The sequence below is a fragment of the Bacillus atrophaeus genome (genome assembly GCF_039519175.1).
Taxonomy (GTDB): Bacteria; Bacillota; Bacilli; order Bacillales; family Bacillaceae; genus Bacillus; species Bacillus atrophaeus.
The window spans coordinates 1,378,876-1,401,675 of record NZ_CP154443.1 but is presented as its reverse complement, the minus strand read 5'-3'; the positions used below and the strand labels follow the sequence as shown (position 1 = coordinate 1,401,675).

At 42.6% G+C, this 22,800-nt stretch carries 28 protein-coding genes; all 28 read right to left on the bottom strand.

Annotated features, from left to right (window positions below; genetic code table 11):
* Window positions 1–10: 10 nt before the first annotated feature.
* The 28 genes from rplR to rplL all read right to left on the bottom strand — a co-directional run bounded on the left by rplR (window position 11) and on the right by rplL (window position 22,795).
* The gene (gene rplR / locus AAHT65_RS07270) at window positions 11–373 is read right to left on the bottom strand and encodes a 50S ribosomal protein L18 (RefSeq protein ID WP_003328274.1); all 363 of its coding nucleotides are present in this window, start codon (window positions 371–373) and stop codon (window positions 11–13) included.
* 32 nt (window positions 374–405) lie between these two features.
* Entirely contained in the window at window positions 406–945 is a 540-nt protein-coding gene (rplF, locus tag AAHT65_RS07265) for a 50S ribosomal protein L6 (protein ID WP_003328275.1), read from the bottom strand.
* Window positions 946–974: 29 nt separating this feature from the next.
* Window positions 975–1,373, bottom strand: a complete 399-nt coding sequence (gene rpsH, locus AAHT65_RS07260; protein ID WP_003328276.1) for a 30S ribosomal protein S8 — start codon at window positions 1,371–1,373, stop codon at window positions 975–977.
* A 31-nt stretch (window positions 1,374–1,404) separates the two neighbouring features.
* Complete coding sequence (gene rpsN, locus AAHT65_RS07255; RefSeq protein WP_003156488.1) at window positions 1,405–1,590, bottom strand: 30S ribosomal protein S14; 186 nt, start codon at window positions 1,588–1,590, stop codon at window positions 1,405–1,407.
* Between the two features lie 22 nt (window positions 1,591–1,612).
* Window positions 1,613–2,152, bottom strand: coding sequence for a 50S ribosomal protein L5 (gene rplE, locus AAHT65_RS07250; protein ID WP_003328277.1), 540 nt, complete (start codon window positions 2,150–2,152; stop codon window positions 1,613–1,615).
* A 26-nt stretch (window positions 2,153–2,178) separates the two neighbouring features.
* Window positions 2,179–2,490, bottom strand: a complete 312-nt coding sequence (gene rplX / locus AAHT65_RS07245) for a 50S ribosomal protein L24 (protein WP_003328278.1) — start codon at window positions 2,488–2,490, stop codon at window positions 2,179–2,181.
* A gap of 36 nt (window positions 2,491–2,526) precedes the next feature.
* Window positions 2,527–2,895, bottom strand: a complete 369-nt coding sequence (rplN, locus tag AAHT65_RS07240; RefSeq protein WP_003328280.1) for a 50S ribosomal protein L14 — start codon at window positions 2,893–2,895, stop codon at window positions 2,527–2,529.
* 41 nt (window positions 2,896–2,936) lie between these two features.
* Complete coding sequence (rpsQ, locus tag AAHT65_RS07235; RefSeq protein WP_003178345.1) at window positions 2,937–3,200, bottom strand: 30S ribosomal protein S17; 264 nt, start codon at window positions 3,198–3,200, stop codon at window positions 2,937–2,939.
* 22 nt (window positions 3,201–3,222) lie between these two features.
* On the bottom strand, window positions 3,223–3,423 hold the full coding sequence (gene rpmC / locus AAHT65_RS07230) for a 50S ribosomal protein L29 (RefSeq protein WP_003156482.1): 201 nt from the start codon (window positions 3,421–3,423) through the stop codon (window positions 3,223–3,225).
* A complete protein-coding gene (rplP, locus tag AAHT65_RS07225) occupies window positions 3,413–3,847 on the bottom strand; it encodes a 50S ribosomal protein L16 (protein WP_003156478.1) in 435 nt (144 codons plus the stop codon). Before rplP ends, rpmC begins: the two co-directional genes overlap by 11 nt.
* A gap of 1 nt (window position 3,848) precedes the next feature.
* On the bottom strand, window positions 3,849–4,505 hold the full coding sequence (gene rpsC, locus AAHT65_RS07220) for a 30S ribosomal protein S3 (RefSeq protein WP_003328281.1): 657 nt from the start codon (window positions 4,503–4,505) through the stop codon (window positions 3,849–3,851).
* A gap of 3 nt (window positions 4,506–4,508) precedes the next feature.
* Window positions 4,509–4,850, bottom strand: a complete 342-nt coding sequence (rplV, locus tag AAHT65_RS07215) for a 50S ribosomal protein L22 (protein WP_003328282.1) — start codon at window positions 4,848–4,850, stop codon at window positions 4,509–4,511.
* 16 nt (window positions 4,851–4,866) lie between these two features.
* Complete coding sequence (gene rpsS / locus AAHT65_RS07210; protein ID WP_003328284.1) at window positions 4,867–5,145, bottom strand: 30S ribosomal protein S19; 279 nt, start codon at window positions 5,143–5,145, stop codon at window positions 4,867–4,869.
* A 57-nt stretch (window positions 5,146–5,202) separates the two neighbouring features.
* The gene (rplB, locus tag AAHT65_RS07205; RefSeq protein WP_003328285.1) at window positions 5,203–6,036 is read right to left on the bottom strand and encodes a 50S ribosomal protein L2; all 834 of its coding nucleotides are present in this window, start codon (window positions 6,034–6,036) and stop codon (window positions 5,203–5,205) included.
* 31 nt (window positions 6,037–6,067) lie between these two features.
* On the bottom strand, window positions 6,068–6,355 hold the full coding sequence (rplW, locus tag AAHT65_RS07200; protein ID WP_003328286.1) for a 50S ribosomal protein L23: 288 nt from the start codon (window positions 6,353–6,355) through the stop codon (window positions 6,068–6,070).
* The gene (gene rplD, locus AAHT65_RS07195) at window positions 6,355–6,978 is read right to left on the bottom strand and encodes a 50S ribosomal protein L4 (protein ID WP_003328287.1); all 624 of its coding nucleotides are present in this window, start codon (window positions 6,976–6,978) and stop codon (window positions 6,355–6,357) included. Before rplD ends, rplW begins: the two co-directional genes overlap by 1 nt.
* A gap of 27 nt (window positions 6,979–7,005) precedes the next feature.
* On the bottom strand, window positions 7,006–7,635 hold the full coding sequence (gene rplC / locus AAHT65_RS07190) for a 50S ribosomal protein L3 (RefSeq protein WP_003328288.1): 630 nt from the start codon (window positions 7,633–7,635) through the stop codon (window positions 7,006–7,008).
* Between the two features lie 39 nt (window positions 7,636–7,674).
* Window positions 7,675–7,983: a 30S ribosomal protein S10 gene (gene rpsJ, locus AAHT65_RS07185; RefSeq protein WP_003156464.1), complete on the bottom strand. Its 309-nt coding sequence runs from the start codon at window positions 7,981–7,983 to the stop codon at window positions 7,675–7,677.
* 259 nt (window positions 7,984–8,242) lie between these two features.
* Complete coding sequence (locus AAHT65_RS07180) at window positions 8,243–9,208, bottom strand: alpha/beta hydrolase (RefSeq protein WP_343311219.1); 966 nt, start codon at window positions 9,206–9,208, stop codon at window positions 8,243–8,245.
* 94 nt (window positions 9,209–9,302) lie between these two features.
* Entirely contained in the window at window positions 9,303–10,493 is a 1,191-nt protein-coding gene (gene tuf / locus AAHT65_RS07175; protein WP_003328291.1) for an elongation factor Tu, read from the bottom strand.
* A gap of 119 nt (window positions 10,494–10,612) precedes the next feature.
* Window positions 10,613–12,691: an elongation factor G gene (fusA, locus tag AAHT65_RS07170; RefSeq protein ID WP_003328292.1), complete on the bottom strand. Its 2,079-nt coding sequence runs from the start codon at window positions 12,689–12,691 to the stop codon at window positions 10,613–10,615.
* Window positions 12,692–12,744: 53 nt separating this feature from the next.
* Complete coding sequence (gene rpsG, locus AAHT65_RS07165; protein WP_003328293.1) at window positions 12,745–13,215, bottom strand: 30S ribosomal protein S7; 471 nt, start codon at window positions 13,213–13,215, stop codon at window positions 12,745–12,747.
* A 41-nt stretch (window positions 13,216–13,256) separates the two neighbouring features.
* Window positions 13,257–13,673: a 30S ribosomal protein S12 gene (gene rpsL, locus AAHT65_RS07160; protein WP_003156445.1), complete on the bottom strand. Its 417-nt coding sequence runs from the start codon at window positions 13,671–13,673 to the stop codon at window positions 13,257–13,259.
* 115 nt (window positions 13,674–13,788) lie between these two features.
* Window positions 13,789–14,037: a 50S ribosomal protein L7ae-like protein gene (locus AAHT65_RS07155; protein ID WP_003328294.1), complete on the bottom strand. Its 249-nt coding sequence runs from the start codon at window positions 14,035–14,037 to the stop codon at window positions 13,789–13,791.
* A 190-nt stretch (window positions 14,038–14,227) separates the two neighbouring features.
* Window positions 14,228–17,827, bottom strand: coding sequence for a DNA-directed RNA polymerase subunit beta' (gene rpoC, locus AAHT65_RS07150; protein ID WP_003328295.1), 3,600 nt, complete (start codon window positions 17,825–17,827; stop codon window positions 14,228–14,230).
* A gap of 62 nt (window positions 17,828–17,889) precedes the next feature.
* Window positions 17,890–21,474, bottom strand: a complete 3,585-nt coding sequence (gene rpoB, locus AAHT65_RS07145) for a DNA-directed RNA polymerase subunit beta (RefSeq protein ID WP_003328296.1) — start codon at window positions 21,472–21,474, stop codon at window positions 17,890–17,892.
* 253 nt (window positions 21,475–21,727) lie between these two features.
* Complete coding sequence (locus tag AAHT65_RS07140) at window positions 21,728–22,333, bottom strand: class I SAM-dependent methyltransferase (RefSeq protein ID WP_003328297.1); 606 nt, start codon at window positions 22,331–22,333, stop codon at window positions 21,728–21,730.
* Between the two features lie 90 nt (window positions 22,334–22,423).
* Window positions 22,424–22,795, bottom strand: coding sequence for a 50S ribosomal protein L7/L12 (rplL, locus tag AAHT65_RS07135; protein WP_003328298.1), 372 nt, complete (start codon window positions 22,793–22,795; stop codon window positions 22,424–22,426).
* Window positions 22,796–22,800: the final 5 nt, after the last annotated feature.

Sequence of the window (22,800 nt, the reverse complement as noted above, 5' to 3'; positions counted from 1 at the left end):
CCTTCTTTTATTAAAATTTAAGTCCAGCTTCGCGAGCTGCATCAGCCAGCGCTTTTACACGTCCGTGGTATAAGTATCCGCCGCGGTCAAACACAACGTTTGAAACGCCTTTTTCAGCAGCGCGTTTCGCAACTAGTTCTCCAACTTTAGTAGCAGCAGAAATATCGCCAGTGCTTTCAATGTTCAAATCTTTATCAAGAGTAGATGCACTTACAAGTGTAACACCATTCACATCATCGATGACTTGAGCATAAATGTGCTTGTTTGAACGGAAAACATTAAGACGAGGTCTTTCAGCAGTACCCGAAAGTTTTGCGCGAACACGAGCATGTCTTTTAAGACGAGAAGCATTTTTGCTTGTTTTCGTAATCATCTAGGTCACTCCTTTCTTCACTTTAAACGGTCTTACTTAGCAGATTTACCTTCTTTACGGCGAACAACTTCACCTTCGTAGCGGATTCCTTTACCTTTGTAAGGCTCTGGAGAGCGGACAGCGCGAATGTTAGCAGCAGTAGCTCCTACACGTTCTTTGTCTGTACCTTTCACGACTACTTTTGTTTGAGAAGGAACTTCGATTTCGATGCCTTCTTCAGGAACGATCTCAACAGGATGAGAGTACCCAACGTTTAAAACAAGTTTATTTCCGGATTTAGCTGCACGATAACCGACACCGACTAATTCCAAACCTCTTTCAAAACCTTTAGATACACCTTCAACCATGTTTCCAAGCAGACTGCGAGTAGTACCATGCAATGCACGGTGCTCTTTATGATCAGAAGGACGAGCGACTGTAAGCACATTGTCCTCTATTTTAATTTCCATATCAGGATGAAACGTACGAGTTAATTCTCCTTTTGGTCCTTTCACTGCTACAGTATTGTCATTGTTCAACGTAACTGTAACTTCAGAAGGAATCTCAAGTAACTTCTTACCTACACGAGACATACCAAACACCTCCATTCATGTTAAACTTCTTACCAAACGTATGCTAGAACTTCTCCACCAGCTTGTTTTGCACGAGCTTCTTTGTCCGTCAAAACACCTTGTGATGTAGAAAGAATTGCAATTCCAAGACCGTTAAGTACGCGAGGTACTTCATTAGATTTAGCATAAACACGCAAACCTGGTTTGCTGATTCTTTTAAGACCAGTGATAACGCGCTCGTTGTTTTGGCCGTATTTCAAGAAAACGCGGATGATACCTTGTTTGCTGTCTTCTACGAACTCAACGTCACGAACGAAACCTTCACGCTTTAAAATTTCAGCAATTTCTCTCTTCAATTTAGAAGCCGGGATTTCAAGCTTCTCATGGCGCACCATGTTTGCATTACGAATGCGAGTCAGCATATCTGCAACTGGATCTGTCATAACCATTATTTAATAACCTCCTTCCCATTAACGGGGTTTACCAGCTGGCTTTTTTCACGCCAGGAATTTGTCCTTTATATGCAAGTTCACGGAAACAAATACGGCAAAGTTTAAATTTACGAATAACTGAGTGCGGACGCCCGCAGCGTTCGCAGCGAGTGTACTCTTGTACTTTAAACTTTGGTGTGCGTTGTTGTTTCGCAATCATAGACTTTTTAGCCACGATTTCGCCTCCCTTTCATTGATTATTTCTGGAATGGCATACCTACTTGAGTTAATAGCTCACGAGCCTCTTCATCAGAATTAGCTGTCGTTACGATAACGATGTCCATTCCGCGAACTTTTGTTACTTTATCGTAGTCAATTTCAGGGAAGATTAACTGTTCTTTAATACCAAGTGTGTAGTTACCGCGACCGTCGAAAGATTTTTTAGAAATCCCGCGGAAGTCACGTACACGCGGTAAAGATACAGAAATTAGTTTATCAAGGAAATCATACATGCGCTCTCCGCGAAGAGTTACTTTCGCACCGATCGGCATTCCTTCACGAAGACGGAATCCAGCAATTGATTTCTTCGCACGAGTAACGACAGGTTTTTGACCTGCGATAAACGTTAATTCTTCAACAGCACTGTCGATTGCTTTAGCGTTTTGAACAGCGTCACCAACACCCATGTTGATTACGATTTTTTCGATTTTAGGCACTTGCATGACAGAATCATAATTGAACTTTGTCATTAATGCAGGTGTAATTTCTTTTGTGTACTTTTCTTTAAGGCGGTTCATGAGATAGACCTCCCTTCCTTTTAATACTATTTATCTAAGACTTGCCCAGATTTCTTTGCTACACGAACTTTTTTGCCATCTTCCACTTTGTATCCTACGCGAGTCACTTCACCTGTTTTAGGATCGAGCGGCATAACGTTTGATACATGAATTGACGCCTCTTGATTAGAAATACCGCCTTGAGGGTTTGCTTGAGTTGGTTTAGAGTGTTTCTTCACCATGTTCACACCTTCAACTAAAACGCGGTCCTTTTTAGGGAAAGCAGCAAGGATCGTTCCTTGTTTGCCTTTATCTTTACCAGAGATAACCATTACTTTATCGCCTTTTTTAACATGCATCCTGATCGCACCTCCTTGACTAAGGCATTTAATTCATTAAATAACTTCTGGAGCTAGAGAAACAATTTTCATAAAGTTGTTTTCACGTAATTCACGAGCAACCGGTCCGAAGATACGAGTTCCACGCGGGCTTTTGTCGTCACGGATGATAACACATGCATTCTCATCGAAGCTGATGTATGATCCGTCTTTTCTGCGCGCTCCGCTTTTCGTGCGAACGATAACAGCTCTTACGACTTCACCTTTTTTGACAACGCCTCCTGGTGTTGCTTGTTTAACCGTGCAAACAATTACATCACCAATATTAGCCGTTTTACGTCCAGAACCACCAAGAACTTTAATTGTAAGTACTTCACGAGCGCCAGAGTTGTCAGCTACTTTTAAACGAGTCTCTTGTTGAATCATTTTTTGTTACCTCCCTTCGGAAAACATAATTCCGAACTTTATTAGATAATAACAGCTTCTTCGACAACTTCAACTAGACGAAAACGTTTAGTCGCAGATAATGGACGAGTTTCCATGATCTTAACGATGTCTCCGATTTTAGCTTGATTATTTTCATCATGTGCTTTGAATTTCTTTGAGTATTTTACGCGTTTACCGTAAAGTGAATGTTTTTTGTAAGTTTCTACAACAACAGTAATGGTTTTATCCATTTTGTCAGAAACAACACGGCCTTGGTAAACTTTGCGTTGGTTACGTTCGCTCATGCTCACGACCTCCCCTCAGTGATTATTTATTAGCAGCAATTTCTCTTTCACGAATCACAGTTTTCATGCGCGCGATAGCTTTGCGCACTTCACGAATGCGAGCAGTATTTTCAAGTTGTCCTGTCGCTAATTGAAAGCGAAGATTGAAAAGTTCTTCTTTAAGAGACTTTACTTTTTGTTCAATTTCAGCAGTGGTAAGGTCACGAATTTCATTAGCTTTCATTTGATTCACCACCAATTTCTTCACGTTTTACGAACTTCGTTTTAATTGGCAATTTGTGAGATGCAAGACGAAGTGCTTCACGAGCAACCTCTTCAGACACACCAGAAATTTCAAATAAAACTTTGCCCGGTTTTACAACAGCTACCCAACCTTCAGGAGCCCCTTTACCGGATCCCATACGTACCTCAAGTGGTTTAGCAGTGTAAGGTTTAGAAGGGAAAATTTTAATCCAAACTTTACCGCCACGTTTCATGTAACGAGTCATCGCAATACGGGCAGCTTCGATTTGGCGGTTTGTGATCCATGAAGCTTCAAGAGCTTGGATACCGTACTCACCGAAATGTACTTCAGTACCGCCTTTAGCGCGACCGCGCATTTTTCCGCGATGCTCTCTGCGATATTTAACGCGTTTAGGTAATAACATATTATTTTCCTCCTTCCTCAGTTTTCTTCTTAGTAGGAAGAACCTCTCCACGATAGATCCAGACTTTCACACCAAGCTTACCGTAAGTTGTGTCAGCTTCAGATGTTGCATAGTCAATATCAGCACGCAATGTGTGCAATGGAACAGTTCCTTCACTGTAGTATTCAGAACGAGCGATATCCGCACCGCCAAGACGACCAGAAACCATTGTTTTCACACCTTGTGCTCCAGCACGCATTGTGCGTTGGATTTGTTGCTTCTGCGCACGGCGGAAAGAAATACGGTTTTCTAATTGACGAGCGATGTTGTCAGCAACTAGCTGAGCATCAAGATCTGCTCTTTTGATTTCAAGAATGTTGATGTGTACACGCTTGCCAGTAAGGCTGTTAAGGGCTTTACGAAGTGCTTCGACTTCTGATCCGCCTTTACCGATTACCATACCAGGCTTAGCAGTGTGGATCGTAATGTTAACGCGGTTTGCTGCACGCTCGATTTCAACTTTAGAAACTGAAGCGTCAGAAAGGCGTTTGCTAATGTATTCACGAATTTTTAAATCTTCGTGTAGGAAGTCAGCGTAATCTTTACCAGCGTACCACTTAGATTCCCAATCACGAATGACTCCGATACGAAGACCGACTGGATTTACCTTTTGACCCACGACTTATCCCTCCTTCTTTTCTGATACAACGATTGTAATGTGGCTAGTACGTTTGTTGATTTGGCTCGCACGTCCCATAGCACGTGGGCGGAATCTTTTTAACGTAGGGCCTTCGTCAACGAAAGCTTGAGTAATAACCAGACTGTTAGCGTCCAATTCATAGTTATGCTCAGCGTTTGCGATTGCAGATTTTAAAACTTTTTCAATAATTGGAGAAGCAGCTCTCGGTGTTAGGTTCAAGATAGATACTGCTTCACCTACTTGCTTGCCTCGAATCAGGTCCATTACTAGACGTGCTTTACGAGGAGCAATACGGACTGTTCTTGCGACAGCTTTTGCTTGCATTTAAAAGCCTCCTCTCTTAGCGTCTTGTTTTTTTGTCATCACTAGCATGGCCTTTGTACGTACGAGTTGGTGCGAATTCACCCAACTTGTGACCTACCATATCCTCAGATACGAAAACAGGCACGTGTTTGCGTCCGTCATAGACTGCGATTGTGTGACCGATAAACTGTGGGAAAATAGTAGAACGGCGAGACCAAGTTTTTACAACTTGCTTCTTGTCCGTTTCATTTAATTTCTCGATTTTTGTCATCAAGTGTCCATCGACAAATGGTCCTTTTTTTAAGCTGCGAGCCATTTTGGAACCTCCCTTCGTGATTGCACTACGGTCCGATATGAACCGTAGACAACCCCGTTATTTATTTTTACGACGACGTACGATAAATTTATCAGATTTGTTCGTTTTCTTACGTGTCTTGAATCCAAGAGTTGGTTTGCCCCATGGAGACATTGGTGATTTACGTCCGATTGGCGCACGTCCTTCACCACCACCGTGTGGGTGATCGTTAGGGTTCATTACAGAACCGCGGACTGTTGGGCGAACACCTTTCCAGCGTGAGCGTCCTGCTTTACCAATGTTGATAAGTTCGTGCTGCTCGTTACCTACTTGACCGATAGAAGCGCGGCAAGCAGAAAGGATCATGCGAACTTCACCAGAATTAAGACGTACAAGAACGTATTTACCTTCTTTACCAAGAACCTGAGCAGAAGTACCGGCAGAACGTACTAGCTGTCCGCCTTTACCAGGTTTTAATTCAATGTTATGCACAACTGTACCAACAGGGATGTTGATAAGTGGAAGTGCATTACCTGGTTTGATGTCAGCTTCTGGACCTGACATGATTTCAGTACCCACTTGAATTCCTTTAGGAGCAAGAATGTAACGTTTTTCTCCGTCTGCATAGTTGATTAGTGCGATGTTAGCTGAACGGTTTGGATCGTATTCAACTGTAGCAACGCGTCCAGGTATACCATCTTTATCGCGTTTGAAGTCGATAACACGGTATTGGCGTTTATGTCCGCCACCTTGGTGACGTACAGTCAATTTACCTTGGTTGTTACGTCCGCCTTTTTTGTGAAGGGGAGCAAGCAAGGATTTTTCCGGCTTGTCAGTCGTGATTTCAGCAAAATCTGAAGTTGTCATTCCACGACGTCCATTAGAGGTCGGTTTATACTTTTTAATCGCCATTTTGAATTTCCCTCCTTCTTTTTACAGATAATTACGCTTCAAAAATTTCGATTTCTTTGCTGTCTGCAGTAAGTTTCACGATCGCTTTTCTGCGACGGCTAGTCATACCAGAGTAGCGGCCGACACGTTTAGATTTCCCTTTGTAGTTCATGATGTTGACTTTGTCAACTTTCACTCCAAAGATACTTTCTACTGCATCTTTCACTTCTGTTTTATTAGCTCTTACATCAACTTCAAAAGTATATTTTTTATCAGTCATTAAATCAGCAGAACGTTCAGTAATGACGGGGCGCTTAAGAACATCACGAGGATCTTTCATTATGCAAGCACCTCCTCTACTTTTTCAACCGCAGCTTTCGTAATCAGAAGCTTCTCATGGTTGACAACGTCTAATACGTTGATTCCGTCAGCTTGAACAACTGTAACTCCAGGGATGTTACGAGCCGATAAGGAAACCGTTTCGTTTACATCTGCAGTTACGATTAAAGCTTTTTTCTCAACAGATAACCCTTTAAGGATAGCTGCCATTTCTTTAGTTTTAACCGCATCTAGAGTAAGATCTTCAAGAACAACGATATTGTTGTCTACCACTTTAGAAGACAATGCTGATTTGATTGCCAAGCGGCGAACTTTTTTAGGTAATTTGTAAGAATAGCTGCGTGGTGTTGGGCCGAATACGACACCGCCTCCGCGCCATTGTGGTGAACGGATAGAACCTTGACGGGCACGTCCAGTACCTTTTTGGCGCCATGGTTTACGACCTCCGCCACGAACTTCAGAACGATTTTTCACTTTATGAGATCCTTGACGTAAGGAAGCTCTTTGCATAAGAATAGCGTCGAATACAACACTTTCATTTGGCTCAATTCCAAATACAGAAGCGTTTAATTCGATATCACCAGCAGTAGAACCGTTTTGGTTGTATAATGCTACTTTTGGCATGATCAATTTCCTCCTTTCCTAAGAGACTTATTTAGATTTAACCGCACTTTTAACAGTGATTAAAGATTTTCTCGCACCAGGTACGTTACCTTTGATCAAAAGAAGATTGCGTTCTGCATCAACTTTTACGATTTCAAGGTTTTGAACAGTGATTTGCTCTCCGCCCATACGTCCAGGCAATAATTTGCCTTTGAAAACACGGTTAGGGTCTACAGGTCCCATTGAACCAGGACGTCTGTGGTAACGTGAACCGTGAGACATAGGTCCGCGAGATTGTCCGTGGCGCTTGATTGCACCTTGGAAACCTTTACCTTTAGATACTCCTGTTACATCTACGATTTCTCCAGCAGAGAAAATTTCAACCTTGACTTCCTGACCAACTTCATACGCATCCATTTCCACTCCGCGTAATTCTTTAACGAAGCGCTTAGGAGCAGTTTCCGCTTTTGCAACGTGTCCTTTTTCCGGTTTGTTTGAAAGCTTTTCACGCTTGTCGTCAAAACCAAGCTGGATAGCTTCGTAGCCGTCATTTTCAGCAGTTTTCTTCTGAAGAACAACGTTAGCAGCTGCTTCAATAACAGTTACCGGGATAAGATCACCGTTTTCTGCGAATACTTGCGTCATACCAATTTTTCTTCCTAAGATTCCTTTGGTCATTCGTCACACCTCCTATTATGATCATTCTATATTTTAGAATTAAAGTTTGATTTCGATATCAACACCAGATGGTAAATCTAATCGCATTAGAGCATCAACAGTTTGTGGTGTTGGGTTCACAATGTCGATTAAACGTTTATGTGTACGCATTTCAAATTGCTCACGAGAATCTTTGTATTTATGCACCGCACGAAGAATCGTGTAAACTGATTTTTCAGTTGGCAACGGAATCGGACCAGATACACTAGCACCAGAACGTTTTGCCGTTTCAACAATCTTCTCTGCAGATTGATCAAGGATTCTATGATCATATGCTTTTAAACGAATACGAATTTTTTGTTTTGCCATTATTTTCCCTCCTTTTCGCCTACTTCACGTTAGACAGTTCTCCGTGAGAAAAACCTGATCACCTTGCCATGGCAAAGCGGCCGGGTGTGTCAGCAACCTCTCACTTCATCGCAGTCAAAGACCAACATGCACTATTATACAAAAAATAGACGCATGTTGCAAGACCTAATTAAATAATACGTGTTTTGCACACTTTTTTTATTATACAGGTGATCTTTGAATTAATCAAGGTTGAGTGCACACTGCAGTAACATCTCTATCATAAATGGTATCTTCCATGTGTGCTGAGTATGTCCGCAAACAATTTAGGCTCTTCTAAATGAGGTGAGTGAGCTGAATTTTCAAACCAATGCCAGCTTTTATCGGGAGCGGATAATCTTTGGTAGTAAGATTCCGGTATCGTACCAGGGATAATCAAGTCATGCCTGCCGGAAATAAAACAACATGGTACTTTAATAGAAGGAACTGATTTAAAAGCATCAAAGTGATATAGTTCATCCATTAAAGTTCTAGAGCTGAAGCTTTGTCCTCGTATATATTGCAAACAGCCTTTTACACCATATTCTTTCCCAAACAACATTTGGCTGAATATCTTAATAGCTTGCTGCCTCTTATGAGTAAAGCCTCCCCTTCTCAGCTCGATACACAATCGAAATATCTCATGGCGGATTTGTTTATTCCATGGCGGAGGCCCGATTAACCGCAGCAAAATAGCAGGTATGGATTTTTTGTTTTCATGATTCATTTCCTCAAGATACCGATATGCAGCCTGTTCTTCTTCTCGCACGTTAACAACTTGGCTGATACCGTAATAAGCATAAAATAAATCCGGTCTTGCCTGCAGCGCAGTTAGAGCTAATAAGGCTCCCCATGAATAGCCGGCCAAATAGATTTTTTGCACCTTAAAAGAATTGACAAGCATCTCTGCAATCTCAATGGCATCCTCAGTAAACTGCCTGATTGTCATTGATCTCTTTAGGACCTGTTTTGAATAGGATAATCCAGCGCCTCGTTGATCCCAATTCACAACAGTGAAGTGCTGTTCCAATTCCTTTTGAAAATGTCTCGCATAGCCAATTTGTGCAGTTCCCGGGCCGCCATGCAAGAACAACAGTAAAGGATTGGCTCTATTGGCTCCATTGATCATCAGAACCTGTTCGGTGTTCCCTATCTGATATTTTTTTAGTATAGAAATATGAAGGTTCTTATGATTGTTTTCACACATGCCCTTATCTCCTACATTTAGATAAGCTTTATTATACATTTAATCAGACACAAAGAAAAAACGAGGCCCAAAGGGCCTCGTTTCATTTATACGATTACTCAGTGATTGTAGAAACAACACCAGAGCCAACAGTACGTCCGCCTTCACGAATAGAGAAACGAGTTCCTTCTTCGATAGCGATAGTTGAGATAAGCTCAACGATCATTTCAGTGTTGTCTCCAGGCATAACCATTTCTACGCCTTCTGGAAGTTGGATGATACCAGTTACGTCAGTTGTACGGAAGTAGAACTGAGGACGGTAGTTAGAGAAGAATGGAGTATGACGTCCACCCTCTTCTTTTGAAAGAACATAAACTTCAGCTTTGAATTTGCTGTGCGGAGTGATTGTACCTGGTTTAGCAAGTACTTGACCACGTTGGATATCTTCACGAGCTACACCGCGAAGAAGTGCTCCAATGTTGTCTCCAGCTTCAGCGTAATCAAGAAGCTTACGGAACATTTCAACACCAGTAACAGTTGTTTTGCTGTTTTCTTCTTGAAGACCGATGATTTCAACTTCGTCACCGACTTTAACTTGTCCGCGTTCTACACGTCCAGTAGCAACTGTTCCACGACCTGTGATTGAGAAAACGTCCTCAACAGGCATCATGAATGGTTTTTCAGTGTCGCGTTCTGGAGTTGGGATGTACTCATCAACCGCAGCCATAAGCTCAAGAATTTTTTCTTCGTACTCAGCGTCTCCTTCAAGAGCTTTAAGAGCAGAACCTTTAACAACAGGAACATCATCGCCAGGGAAATCGTATTCGCTAAGAAGATCGCGAACTTCCATTTCAACTAGTTCAAGAAGCTCTTCGTCGTCTACCATGTCGCATTTGTTTAAGAATACAACGATGTAAGGTACACCAACGTTTTTAGAAAGAAGGATGTGCTCACGAGTTTGTGGCATTGGGCCATCAGCAGCAGATACTACAAGGATAGCTCCGTCCATTTGCGCAGCACCAGTGATCATGTTTTTAACATAGTCAGCGTGTCCTGGGCAGTCAACGTGTGCATAGTGACGTGTGTCAGTTTCGTACTCAACGTGTGCAGTAGAGATAGTAATACCGCGCTCGCGTTCTTCTGGAGCACCATCAATTTGATCGTACGCCATAGCTGTACCTTTACCAGATTTCTTATGAAGTACTGTTGAGATAGCAGCAGTTAATGTTGTTTTACCATGGTCAACGTGTCCAATTGTACCAATATTGGCATGTGATTTGGAACGGTCGAATTTTTCTTTAGCCATTCTAAAATCCTCCTTAAGAGCTTTAAATTAGTAATGTATAGAGTGATAGAAAGTGAAAGCAGGCTTTCACTTTCTCATCTTACAATAGTAGTTATACTTGAGTTAAGTGGCAAAATCAATTATTCGCCTTTATTTTTTTTGATAATTTCTTCAGAGATGCTCTTCGGCACTTCTTCGTAATGGTCCATGTGCATTGTGAACGTACCGCGGCCTTGCGTATTAGAACGAAGTGCAGTAGCGTACCCGAACATTTCAGAAAGAGGAACCATAGCGCGAACAACTTGAGCGTTACCGCGAGCTTCCATACCTTCTACACGGCCACGACGAGAAGTAATGTCGCCCATGATGTCTCCCATGTATTCTTCAGGAATAACGACTTCAACTTTCATAATCGGTTCCAAAAGAACAGGGTTACATTTGCTGACCGCATTTTTCAATGCCATAGAAGCAGCGATTTTAAACGCCATTTCGTTTGAGTCAACGTCATGGTAAGAACCATCAAAAAGTTTTGCTTTAATGTCGATTAGCGGGAATCCAGCGATTACACCATTATCAAGTGCATCTTCAAGACCAGCTTGTACAGCAGGAATGTATTCACGAGGAACCACACCGCCGACAATCGCATTTTCGAATTCAAAGCCAGCGCCTTCTTCGTTTGGTTCGAATTCGATCCAAACGTGTCCGAACTGACCGCGTCCACCAGACTGACGTACGAACTTACCTTCAACTTTTGCAGCGGAACGGAAAGTTTCACGGTATGCAACCTGAGGTGCACCAACGTTAGCTTCAACCTTAAATTCACGCTTCATACGATCAACAATGATATCAAGGTGAAGTTCACCCATACCAGAGATGATTGTTTGGCCAGTTTCTTGGTTTGTTTGTGTACGGAAAGTCGGATCTTCTTCAGCTAGCTTAGCTAGAGCGATACCCATCTTGTCTTGGTCAGCTTTTGACTTAGGCTCGATCGCAACGTCGATAACCGGTTCTGGGAATTCCATTGATTCCAAGATAACATGGTCTTTCTCGTCACATAGAGTATCTCCAGTAGAAGTATCTTTTAGACCTACAGCAGCTGCGATATCTCCTGCGTATACAGTAGAGATTTCTTCACGGCTGTTGGCGTGCATTTGAAGAATACGTCCGACACGCTCACGTTTGCCTTTAGATGAGTTTCTTACATATGAACCGGAATCAAGTGTTCCAGAGTACACACGGAAGAACGTCAGCTTACCAACGTAAGGGTCAGTCATAACTTTAAATGCAAGTGCTGAGAATGGCGCATCATCAGAAGATTCACGAACCACTTCTTCATTTGAATCAGGAAGAATACCTTTAATTGCCTCAACATCAGTCGGTGCAGGAAGGTAATCAAGAACTGCGTCAAGCACTAGCTGAACACCTTTGTTTTTGAAAGCAGAACCGACAAGTACAGGATAGAATTCAACATTCAATGTACCTTTACGGATAGCAGCTTTCAGCTCATCGATTGTGATTTCTTCACCTTCAAGGTACTTTTCCATAAGCTCTTCATCAAGCTCAGCGACAGCTTCAATCAGGCTGCTGCGAAGCTCTTCAGCTTGTTCTTTGTACTCTTCAGGGATTTCTTTCGCATCAGAACGAGTTCCAAGATCATCTTCGTAGAAATACGCAACGTTTTCTACAAGGTCGATGATACCTTCAAAGTTATCTTCAGCACCGATCGGCAATTGAATTGCATGAGCGTTTGCTTGAAGACGGTCTCTCAAAGTTCCTACGGAGTAAAGGAAATCAGCACCGATTTTGTCCATTTTGTTAACAAATACGACACGCGGTACTCCGTAAGTAGTTGCTTGACGCCAAACAGTTTCTGTTTGCGGTTCAACACCGGATTGTGCATCAAGTACAGCAACTGCACCATCAAGTACACGAAGTGAACGTTCAACTTCAACTGTGAAGTCTACGTGTCCAGGTGTATCGATGATGTTTACGCGGTAACCTTTCCACTGTGCAGTTGTTGCAGCAGATGTGATTGTGATACCACGTTCTTGTTCCTGCTCCATCCAGTCCATTTGTGAAGCTCCTTCATGAGTTTCACCAATTTTATGGATACGGCCTGTGTAGAACAAGATACGTTCAGTTGTTGTCGTTTTACCGGCATCAATGTGAGCCATGATCCCGATATTACGAGTTTTTTCTAAGGAGAACTCTCTTGCCATTGGGTAATTTCTCCTTCCTTATTAGGAAATTATGATTTTTAAAACTATATATTCTACCAGCGATAGTGAGCGAACGCTTTGTTTGCTTCAGCCATCTTATGAGTATCTTCGCGTTTCTTAACAGCAGCACCAGTATTGTTAGCTGCGTCAAGGATTTCGTTAGCTAAACGCTCTTCCATCGTTTTTTCTCCGCGAAGACGAGCGTAGTTTACTAACCAGCGAAGCCCAAGAGTTGTACGGCGTTCTGGACGAACCTCTACAGGCACTTGGTAGTTCGCACCACCTACACGGCGTGCTTTTACTTCAAGTACAGGCATGATGTTTTTCAATGCTTGTTCGAAAACCTCCATTGCATCATTGCCAGTACGTTCTTTAATGATATCGAATGACTTGTATAGGATTGTTTGAGATTTACCTCTTTTACCGTCGATCATCATTTTATTGATAAGACGAGATACAAGCTTAGAGTTGTAAATCGGATCAGGTAAAACATCTCTTTTTGCTACAGGACCTTTACGTGGCATCTGAATATCCTCCCTTCATCTATTATAATTCTTAACGTTTATTATTTTGCTTTAGGACGCTTAGTTCCGTATTTAGAACGGCCTTGCGCACGGTTTTCAACTCCAGCAGTGTCAAGCGCACCACGAACGATGTGGTAACGTACCCCTGGTAAGTCTTTTACACGTCCGCCGCGGATAAGTACAACACTGTGCTCTTGCAAGTTGTGTCCGATACCTGGAATGTAAGCAGTAACCTCAATTCCGTTAGTTAGACGTACACGAGCATATTTACGAAGTGCTGAGTTCGGTTTTTTCGGTGTCATTGTACCGACACGAGTACAAACCCCGCGTTTTTGTGGAGAAGATACGTTAGTGTGCTCTTTTTTAAAGCTGTTGTATCCTTTATTAAGTGCAGGAGACTTTGAGTTTTCAACTTTACTCACGCGTCCTTTACGTATTAGCTGATTAATTGTAGGCATTTTGTAATTCCTCCCTTCATTATGTTTTATAACCCACATACCCAGGTGGTTCATCAAAAGGCAAAAAACAATGTCTTTACACAAGAAAAAATCTTACGCAAAAACAACAAGTACGTTATAACATAATGGCAACAGCTGCTGCTCCTACCTCAATTCCGCAGGCTTTGCCGAGCTTTTTCATGGATTCAACCACAGAGACTGCGATACCTTGATCTTTCGCAAGCTTTATAACGCTTGACGTAAGAATGGGATCAGCGTCCTTTGCAACGACGACTTCCTTTACTGAACCTCGTTTTAGAGCTTTCACTGTTTGCTTCGTACCAATAATAATTGATTTGGCCTGCGATACTTTATCATAAGACATAAACATATCCTCCAAAGTAACAGGTTTAATTCGAGCACCTTGGTTATATTATCACTCTAGGAGAAGGATGTCAACATCGCATGACAATTTTTAGTGTCAATGTTCTCAAAGAATGACATATTTCACTAATGATACTGCTGAAAGGCTGTCGAAACAGCCCTTCAAACAGCAAGCATCAGTTTTTTCTACTCTATTCAACCGGCACCATATCATCAGTCGGCTGTACCTTTGAAATCGGCTGTACTTTTCGGTATTTCATCATACCTGTACCAGCCGGAACAAGTTTACCGATGATAACATTTTCTTTCAGGCCGAGAAGTTCATCACGCTTACCTTTAATTGCTGCATCTGTAAGGACACGTGTTGTTTCCTGGAAGGAAGCAGCTGATAAGAATGAGTCAGTTTCAAGCGAAGCTTTTGTAATACCGAGTAAGACAGGACGGCCAGTAGCTGGACGATCGCCTTTAAGCAATACTTTTTTGTTCGCTTCAGTAAATTGGTGAATATCAAGCAATGAGCCAGGAAGTACATCAGTATCTCCGGCATCAATTACACGGACTTTGCGAAGCATTTGGCGAACCATTACTTCTACGTGTTTATCACCGATTTCCACACCTTGCATACGGTAAACCTTTTGAACCTCATGAAGAAGATACTCTTGAACTGATGTAATATCAGTTACTTTGAGAAGTTCTTTCGGATCAATTGATCCTTCTGTCAGAACTTGGCCTCGAGTAATTTCATCTCCAACCGTAACTTTAAGGCGAGAATTATAAGGAGCCGTATACGAACGTGTTTCAACCGCACCTTGAATCACAACTTCCTGCTGCTTATCACGGACTTCATTAATTTCGGCAACTTTACCGTCAATTTCAGAAATTGTCGCTTGACCTTTAGGATGACGCGCTTCGAAAAGCTCTTGGATACGCGGAAGACCTTGTGTAATATCGTCTCCTGCAACCCCGCCTGTATGGAAGGTACGCATTGTTAACTGTGTACCAGGCTCTCCGATAGATTGGGCAGCAATGATTCCGACTGCTTCTCCAACCTCAACATCAGTGCCTGTAGCAAGATTTCGGCCGTAGCATCGTTTACACACACCATGAGGCGTGTTACATGTAAACGCGGAACGGATCCAAACTTCTTCAATACCAGATTCAACAATTTCGAGAGCTTTATCTTCATCAATCAGTTCGTTTTCGTTCACAAGCACTTCATCTGTTTCAGGATGTCTTACTTGTTTTCTAGAGAAACGGCCGATAAGACGTTCTTCTAAGCGCTCGATAATTTCAGTGCCTTCTCTAAGCGGTTTAGCCAAAATACCTCGGTCAGTTCCGCAATCTGTTTCACGGATTATAACGTCCTGTGCAACATCAACAAGACGACGAGTAAGGTAACCTGAGTCAGCCGTTTTCAAGGCTGTATCAGCAAGACCTTTACGTGCACCGTGAGTAGAGATAAAGTATTCCAATACAGTAAGACCCTCACGGAAACTTGATTTGATCGGTAATTCAATGATTCGTCCAGCCGGGTTGGCCATCAGACCACGCATACCCGCAAGTTGCGTAAAGTTAGATGCATTACCACGGGCACCTGAGTCACTCATCATGTAAATCGGGTTGACTTCATCTAATGATTGCATCAGTTTACCTTGGATTACATCTTTAGCCGAACTCCAAATTGAAATCACTCGTTCATAACGTTCTTCTTCCGTAATCAAACCACGTCTGAACTGCTTCAACACATTGTCAACTTTGCCCTGTGCTTCTTCAAGGATTTCTTGTTTATCATCAAGAACGACGATATCGGAAACCCCTACTGTAATACCGGCTTTTGTTGAATATCTGAAGCCAAGGTTTTTCATACGGTCAAGCATTTTAGATGTTTCGGTAATGTGGAATCTTTTAAAGATCTCCGCAATGATTTTACCTAAAATGCCTTTCTTAAACGGTGCGTTGACAGGCTGTTGTTCGATCACAGCTTTTACATCGGCACCTTTTTCTAAGAAGAAGCGCTCAGGTGTCTTTTCTTCAATATTGCTCTTCGTAGGTTCATTCATATAAGGGAATGATTCAGGAAGAATTTCATTGAAAATAAGTTTTCCTACAGTTGTAATTAACAGTTTTGAACGCTGCTCATCGGTAAATGTCACGTTCTTAAGTGAGTTAGCTGCAACAGCTACTCTCGTATGAAGATGAACATATCCGTTTTGATAAGCAAGAAGCGCCTCATCTGTATTTTTAAAGACCATACCCTCACCGACAGCTCCAGCACGCTCAAGAGTTAAGTAGTAGTTTCCTAATACCATATCCTGAGACGGTGTAACAACCGGTTTACCATCTTTAGGGTTCAAGATGTTTTGAGCAGCAAGCATAAGAATACGAGCTTCAGCTTGTGCTTCTGCAGATAACGGAACGTGAACCGCCATTTGGTCTCCGTCAAAGTCAGCGTTATAAGCTGTACATACGAGCGGATGAAGACGGATTGCGCGACCTTCAACAAGAGTTGGTTCGAACGCCTGAATTCCGAGTCTGTGAAGCGTAGGTGCACGGTTTAAAAGAACCGGATGCTCCTTAATGACTGATTCTAATACATCCCATACTTCAGGCTGTACTCGCTCAATTTTACGTTTTGCGCTTTTAATATTATGTGCAAGGCCTTTTTCGACAAGCTCTTTCATGACGAAAGGTTTGAAGAGTTCAAGCGCCATTTCCTTCGGCAGACCGCATTGATACATTTTCAAATGAGGACCTACGACGATTACAGAACGTCCGGAGTAATCGACACGTTTACCAAGAAGGTTTTGACGGAAACGTCCTTGTTTCCCTTTCAGCATATGTGATAAAGATTTCAACGGTCTGTTACCAGGACCGGTAACAGGGCGTCCGCGGCGTCCGTTATCAATTAAAGCATCGACAGCTTCTTGCAGCATACGTTTTTCGTTTTGAACGATGATGCTTGGTGCACCAAGATCCAAAAGACGTTTCAAACGGTTGTTACGGTTGATAACACGACGGTAAAGGTCGTTCAAGTCAGACGTCGCAAAACGTCCGCCATCAAGCTGAACCATCGGTCTAAGCTCAGGCGGGATAACAGGAAGCACGTCAAGGATCATCCATGAAGGCTTGTTTCCTGAGTTACGGAAGGCTTCCAATACTTCAAGGCGTTTGATCGCACGCGTACGGCGCTGTCCTTGAGATGTTTTCAGCTCTTCTTTTAACGTGTCCACTTCTTTTACCAGATCAATGTCTTGAAGAAGCTTATTAATCGCTTCCGCACCCATTGACGCTTGGAATTTGCTGCCGTATTTATCAAGATACGCACGGTATTCCTTTTCAGATAAAAGCTGTTTCTTTTCAAGCGGTGTGTTTGCCGGGTCTGTAACAACGTAAGAAGCAAAGTAAATCACTTCTTCCAATGCACGCGGTGACATATCCAGTACAAGTCCCATCCGGCTTGGGATTCCTTTGAAATACCAAATGTGAGAAACAGGGGCAGCAAGTTCAATATGCCCCATTCTCTCACGACGGACTTTAGCCCTCGTTACTTCAACTCCGCAACGGTCACAAACAACGCCTTTATAACGAACTCGCTTGTACTTCCCGCAATGACATTCCCAGTCCTTAGTCGGTCCGAAAATGCGTTCGCAAAACAGGCCGTCCTTTTCAGGTTTTAACGTACGATAGTTTATCGTTTCAGGCTTTTTCACTTCACCAAAAGACCATGAACGGATTTTATCCGGTGAAGCAAGACCGATGTTCATATACTCAAAATTGTTCACATCTAGCAAGGGGCCTACCTCCCTTTTTATCTTCGGATTAACCGATGTCACTTGCCTTTATAACTTAGAGACTATTCTTTTGTTACTACATCACGTTCAACGTCTGCAGGTGCAGCAGCTTCTTCCGGCTCTTCATCATTTGATAAAGCCAGACCGTCAGCTTGCTTGCCATCCTCGTCGTCTTCTAAATCTCTCATTTCTATCTCTTCTTCATCACCGGAAAGGATTTTAACATCCATACCCAAGCTTTGAAGTTCTTTAATTAATACTTTGAATGATTCCGGAACACCTGGTTCTGGAACATTATCGCCTTTCACGATGGCTTCGTATGTTTTCACTCGGCCAACCACGTCATCGGACTTAACAGTAAGAATTTCTTGAAGAGTGTAAGCAGCACCGTAAGCTTCAAGTGCCCAAACCTCCATCTCACCAAAACGCTGTCCGCCAAATTGAGCTTTACCGCCAAGAGGCTGTTGCGTAACAAGTGAGTAAGGACCTGTAGAGCGTGCATGAAGTTTATCGTCAACCATGTGAGCCAGTTTAATCATGTACATGATACCGACAGATACACGGTTGTCAAACGGCTCTCCAGTACGTCCGTCGTAAAGAACAGTCTTCGCATCTCTGGACATTCCGGCTTCTTCAAGTGTTTCCCACACGTCTTCTTCACGTGCTCCGTCAAATACCGGCGAAGCAATGTGAATGCCTAGGTAACGAGCTGCCATTCCCATATGAAGCTCCAATACTTGCCCGATGTTCATACGTGATGGTACGCCAAGCGGGTTAAGCATGATATCAATCGGTGTGCCGTCAGGAAGGTAAGGCATATCTTCTTCTGGAAGAATCTTAGAGATAACACCTTTGTTACCGTGACGACCGGCCATTTTATCTCCTTCAGAAATTTTACGTTTCTGAACGATATATACACGTACTAGCTGATTTACACCCGGAGGAAGTTCGTCACCGTCTTCACGGTTAAAGACCTTCACATCGTGGATGATTCCGCCGCCGCCGTGAGGCACACGAAGAGACGTGTCACGGACCTCGCGTGCTTTTTCACCAAAGATGGCATGAAGCAGGCGTTCTTCAGCTGTAAGTTCAGTCACACCTTTTGGCGTTACTTTACCTACGAGAAGATCTCCGTCATTCACTTCAGCACCGATACGGATGATTCCGCGTTCGTCAAGATTGCGGAGCGCGTCTTCCCCGACGTTCGGAATATCACGAGTGATTTCTTCCGGTCCAAGTTTTGTATCACGTGCTTCTGATTCATATTCTTCAATGTGAATAGATGTATAAACATCGTCCTTCACAAGACGTTCGCTCATAATGATGGCATCCTCATAGTTATAGCCATCCCATGTCATGAAGCCGACCATGACGTTGCGGCCAAGTGCAAGTTCACCTAACTCCATAGAAGGACCGTCAGCAAGGATTTCTCCTTTTACTACTTCATCGCCGACACTTACGATCGGACGCTGGTTATAGCAAGTACCTTGGTTAGAGCGGACAAATTTCAGCAAGCTGTATTTATCCAGGTTTCCTTTTACTTTTTGACCGTCTACATCTTCATAACGGCGCACCCAAACGTTTTTCGCTTCAACGCGCTCAACGATTCCAGGGTGTTTACAGATGACGGCAGCACCGGAGTCTTTCCCGGATACATATTCCATCCCTGTACCGACGAATGGCGCTTCCGGCTGCATAAGAGGTACAGCCTGACGTTGCATGTTCGCTCCCATTAATGCACGGTTGGAGTCATCGTTTTCCAAGAACGGGATACACGCAGTCGCAGCAGATACAACCTGCTTAGGCGATACATCCATGTAATCCACACGGTTTCTAGGAACAACGGTGTTCTCCCCTCTGAAACGGGCTACAATGCTGTCATCTACGAAAGAACCCTCGTCATCAAGTCGCGCGTTTGCTTGAGCGACAACATAGTTATCTTCTTCATCAGCAGTTAAGTAGTCAATTCTAGGTGTTACTTTTCCTGTTTCAGGGTCGACACGGCGGTATGGCGTTTCAATAAAACCAAAGCGATTCACTTTCGCATATGATGATAATGAGTTGATCAAACCGATGTTCGGGCCCTCAGGCGTTTCAATCGGACACATACGGCCATAGTGGGAGTAGTGAACGTCACGTACTTCCATTCCGGCACGCTCACGTGTCAATCCGCCAGGTCCAAGAGCTGACAGACGGCGCTTGTGCGTTAATTCAGCAAGCGGGTTCGTCTGATCCATGAACTGAGAAAGCTGAGAGCTTCCAAAGAACTCTTTAATAGACGCGATAACAGGACGAATATTGATAAGCTGCTGCGGAGTGATAGTATTCGTATCCTGGATTGACATTCTTTCACGAACGACACGTTCCATTCTGCTTAGACCGATACGGAATTGGTTTTGCAAAAGCTCACCGACAGAACGTAAACGGCGGTTCCCAAGATGGTCGATATCATCTGTGTCGCCTACTCCGTGAAGCAAGTTGAAGAAGTAGCTGATAGAAGAAATAATATCAGCAGGCGTAATGTTTTTAATCGCCTCTTCAATGTACGCATTGCCGATCACATTAATCGTCTGTTCTCCTTCGGCATCCGTAGGAGCAAAGATTTTAATGGACTGAAGCGTCACTTCATCTTCGACAACGCCGCCATTAGGATACAGTTTTCTAAAACCGATTCCGTTTTCTAAGTATGGCAGTACTTTATCAAGTGTTCTTCTGTCAAGAATCTGTCCTTTTTCTGCAAGAATTTCACCAGTTTCAGGATCAACAAGTGTTTCTGCAAGTCTTTGGTTAAACAGGCGATTCTTGATATGAAGTTTTTTATTAATTTTATAGCGTCCTACATTCGCAAGATCGTACCGTTTCGGATCGAAGAAACGGGAATCAAGCAAGCTTTTTGCGTTTTCTACTGTAGGCGGTTCTCCAGGACGGAGGCGCTCGTAGATTTCAAGAAGCGCTTTATCACTGTTTTCAGTGTTATCTTTATCAAGCGTATTGCGCAAATACTCGTTTTCTCCAATAAGATCAGTAATCTCTTGATCGGAGCCGAAGCCGAGAGCACGCAAAAGAACCGTAACCGGCAACTTACGTGTGCGATCAATGCGGACATAAACAACATCTTTCGCATCAGTTTCGTATTCTAACCATGCGCCACGGTTTGGAATGACAGTCGCGGTAAAACCTTTTTTACCGTTTTTGTCTACTTTACCACTGAAATATACACTTGGAGACCGAACAAGCTGAGATACGATAACACGTTCCGCACCATTGATGATAAAAGTACCTGTATCTGTCATAATAGGGAAATCTCCCATGAAGACATCTTGGTCTTTTACCTCTCCAGTTTCTTTGTTAATTAAACGAACCTTCACTCTTAGCGGAGCTGAATAAGTCACATCACGTTCTTTTGATTCTTCTACAGGATACTTAGGATCTCCTAAACTGTAGTCAATGAACTCAAGAGAGAGGTTACCAGTGAAATCCTCAATTGGCGATATGTCTTGAAACATCTCTCTAAGACCCTCATCAAGAAACCACTGATAAGAAGAGGTTTGAATTTCAATGAGATTTGGTAATTCTAACACTTCGCTAATGCGAGCATAGCTTCTGCGCTGGCGGTGTCGTCCATACTGAACTAGTTGACCTGTCAACTGATTCACCCCTCAAATCATGCGTATTATATGTGTAATAAGTATTTCTTTTTAAATACAAGTAAAAGAGAATACTTTTACAAGACAAAAGAAAAAAGGGTTTCTAATTAAGAAAACCACATCCAAAAACAAATACCGATTTTATTAGCATTTCCATACTTGTATAAATTATACATAGCGAATGACATTTTATCATATCAAGTAAAATATATACATTGGCATTTTATAATATTAACATAGCTAAAATACCGAGTCAAACTTTTTTTGCTTTTATGATATAATAGCCTTTCTTTTTTTGAACAACGGAAACTTCATCAAAAAGCTCCTTAAGTTTATCAATGGCAGAAGGCCCGCCTTGTTTTTTCTGTATGACGATCCACAAATCACCTGAAGGCCTTAGGTGTTCAGCGCTTTTTTCAAAGATGGCATGGACAACTTTTTTTCCGGCGCGGATTGGGGGATTAGTTATAATAGAGGCAAATGTTTGAGCAGAATCAACATTTGAAAATAAATCACTCTGATAAATACGGACATTCTCAATTCCGTTGTGTTCTGCATTTTCATTTGATAGCTCTACGGCTCTTTCGTTAACGTCGATCATGTGGATGGTCCGGTCTTTAAAATCACTTGCAAGCGAAAGCCCGATTGGACCATAACCGCAACCTACATCTAAAAAATCACCTTCGGCTTCCGGTTCTTCAAAGGATTCAATCAGCAGACGAGATCCAAAATCAACTTCCTTTTTTGAAAAGACTCCGCTGTCGCTTGTAAATGTAAAGTCTTTATTGCGCAAATTAAAAGACCATGATTGTTTGTTGCTTTTAACTGAAGGTTTTTCTGAATAATAGTGTTCACTCATCATTAGAACCTCCTCATTTTAATTGCTTAAAGAAAAGCAAAGAAAAAGCCCGCCTTATAAAAGCGAGCTTCCCCTTCAGGCAAGTGAAGATTACTTAACTTCTACAGAAGCGCCAACTTCTTCAAGTTTAGCTTTAAGCTCTTCAGCTTCTTCTTTAGCAATACCTTCTTTAAGTGGTTTTGGAGTGTTGTCAACAAGTTCTTTAGCTTCTTTCAAGCCAAGACCAGTGATTTCACGTACAACTTTGATAACTTTGATTTTTTGTCCGCCTGCACCAGAAAGGATAAGGTCGAATTCGCTTTGCTCTTCAGCAGCTCCGCCAGCAGCAGCTCCGCCAGCTACAGCTACAGGAGCAGCAGCAGTTACGCCAAATTCTTCTTCGATTGCTTTTACTAGGTCGTTCAATTCAAGTACAGTTGCTTCTTTAACGGAAGCAATGATTTCTTCGATATTTAAAGCCATTTGTA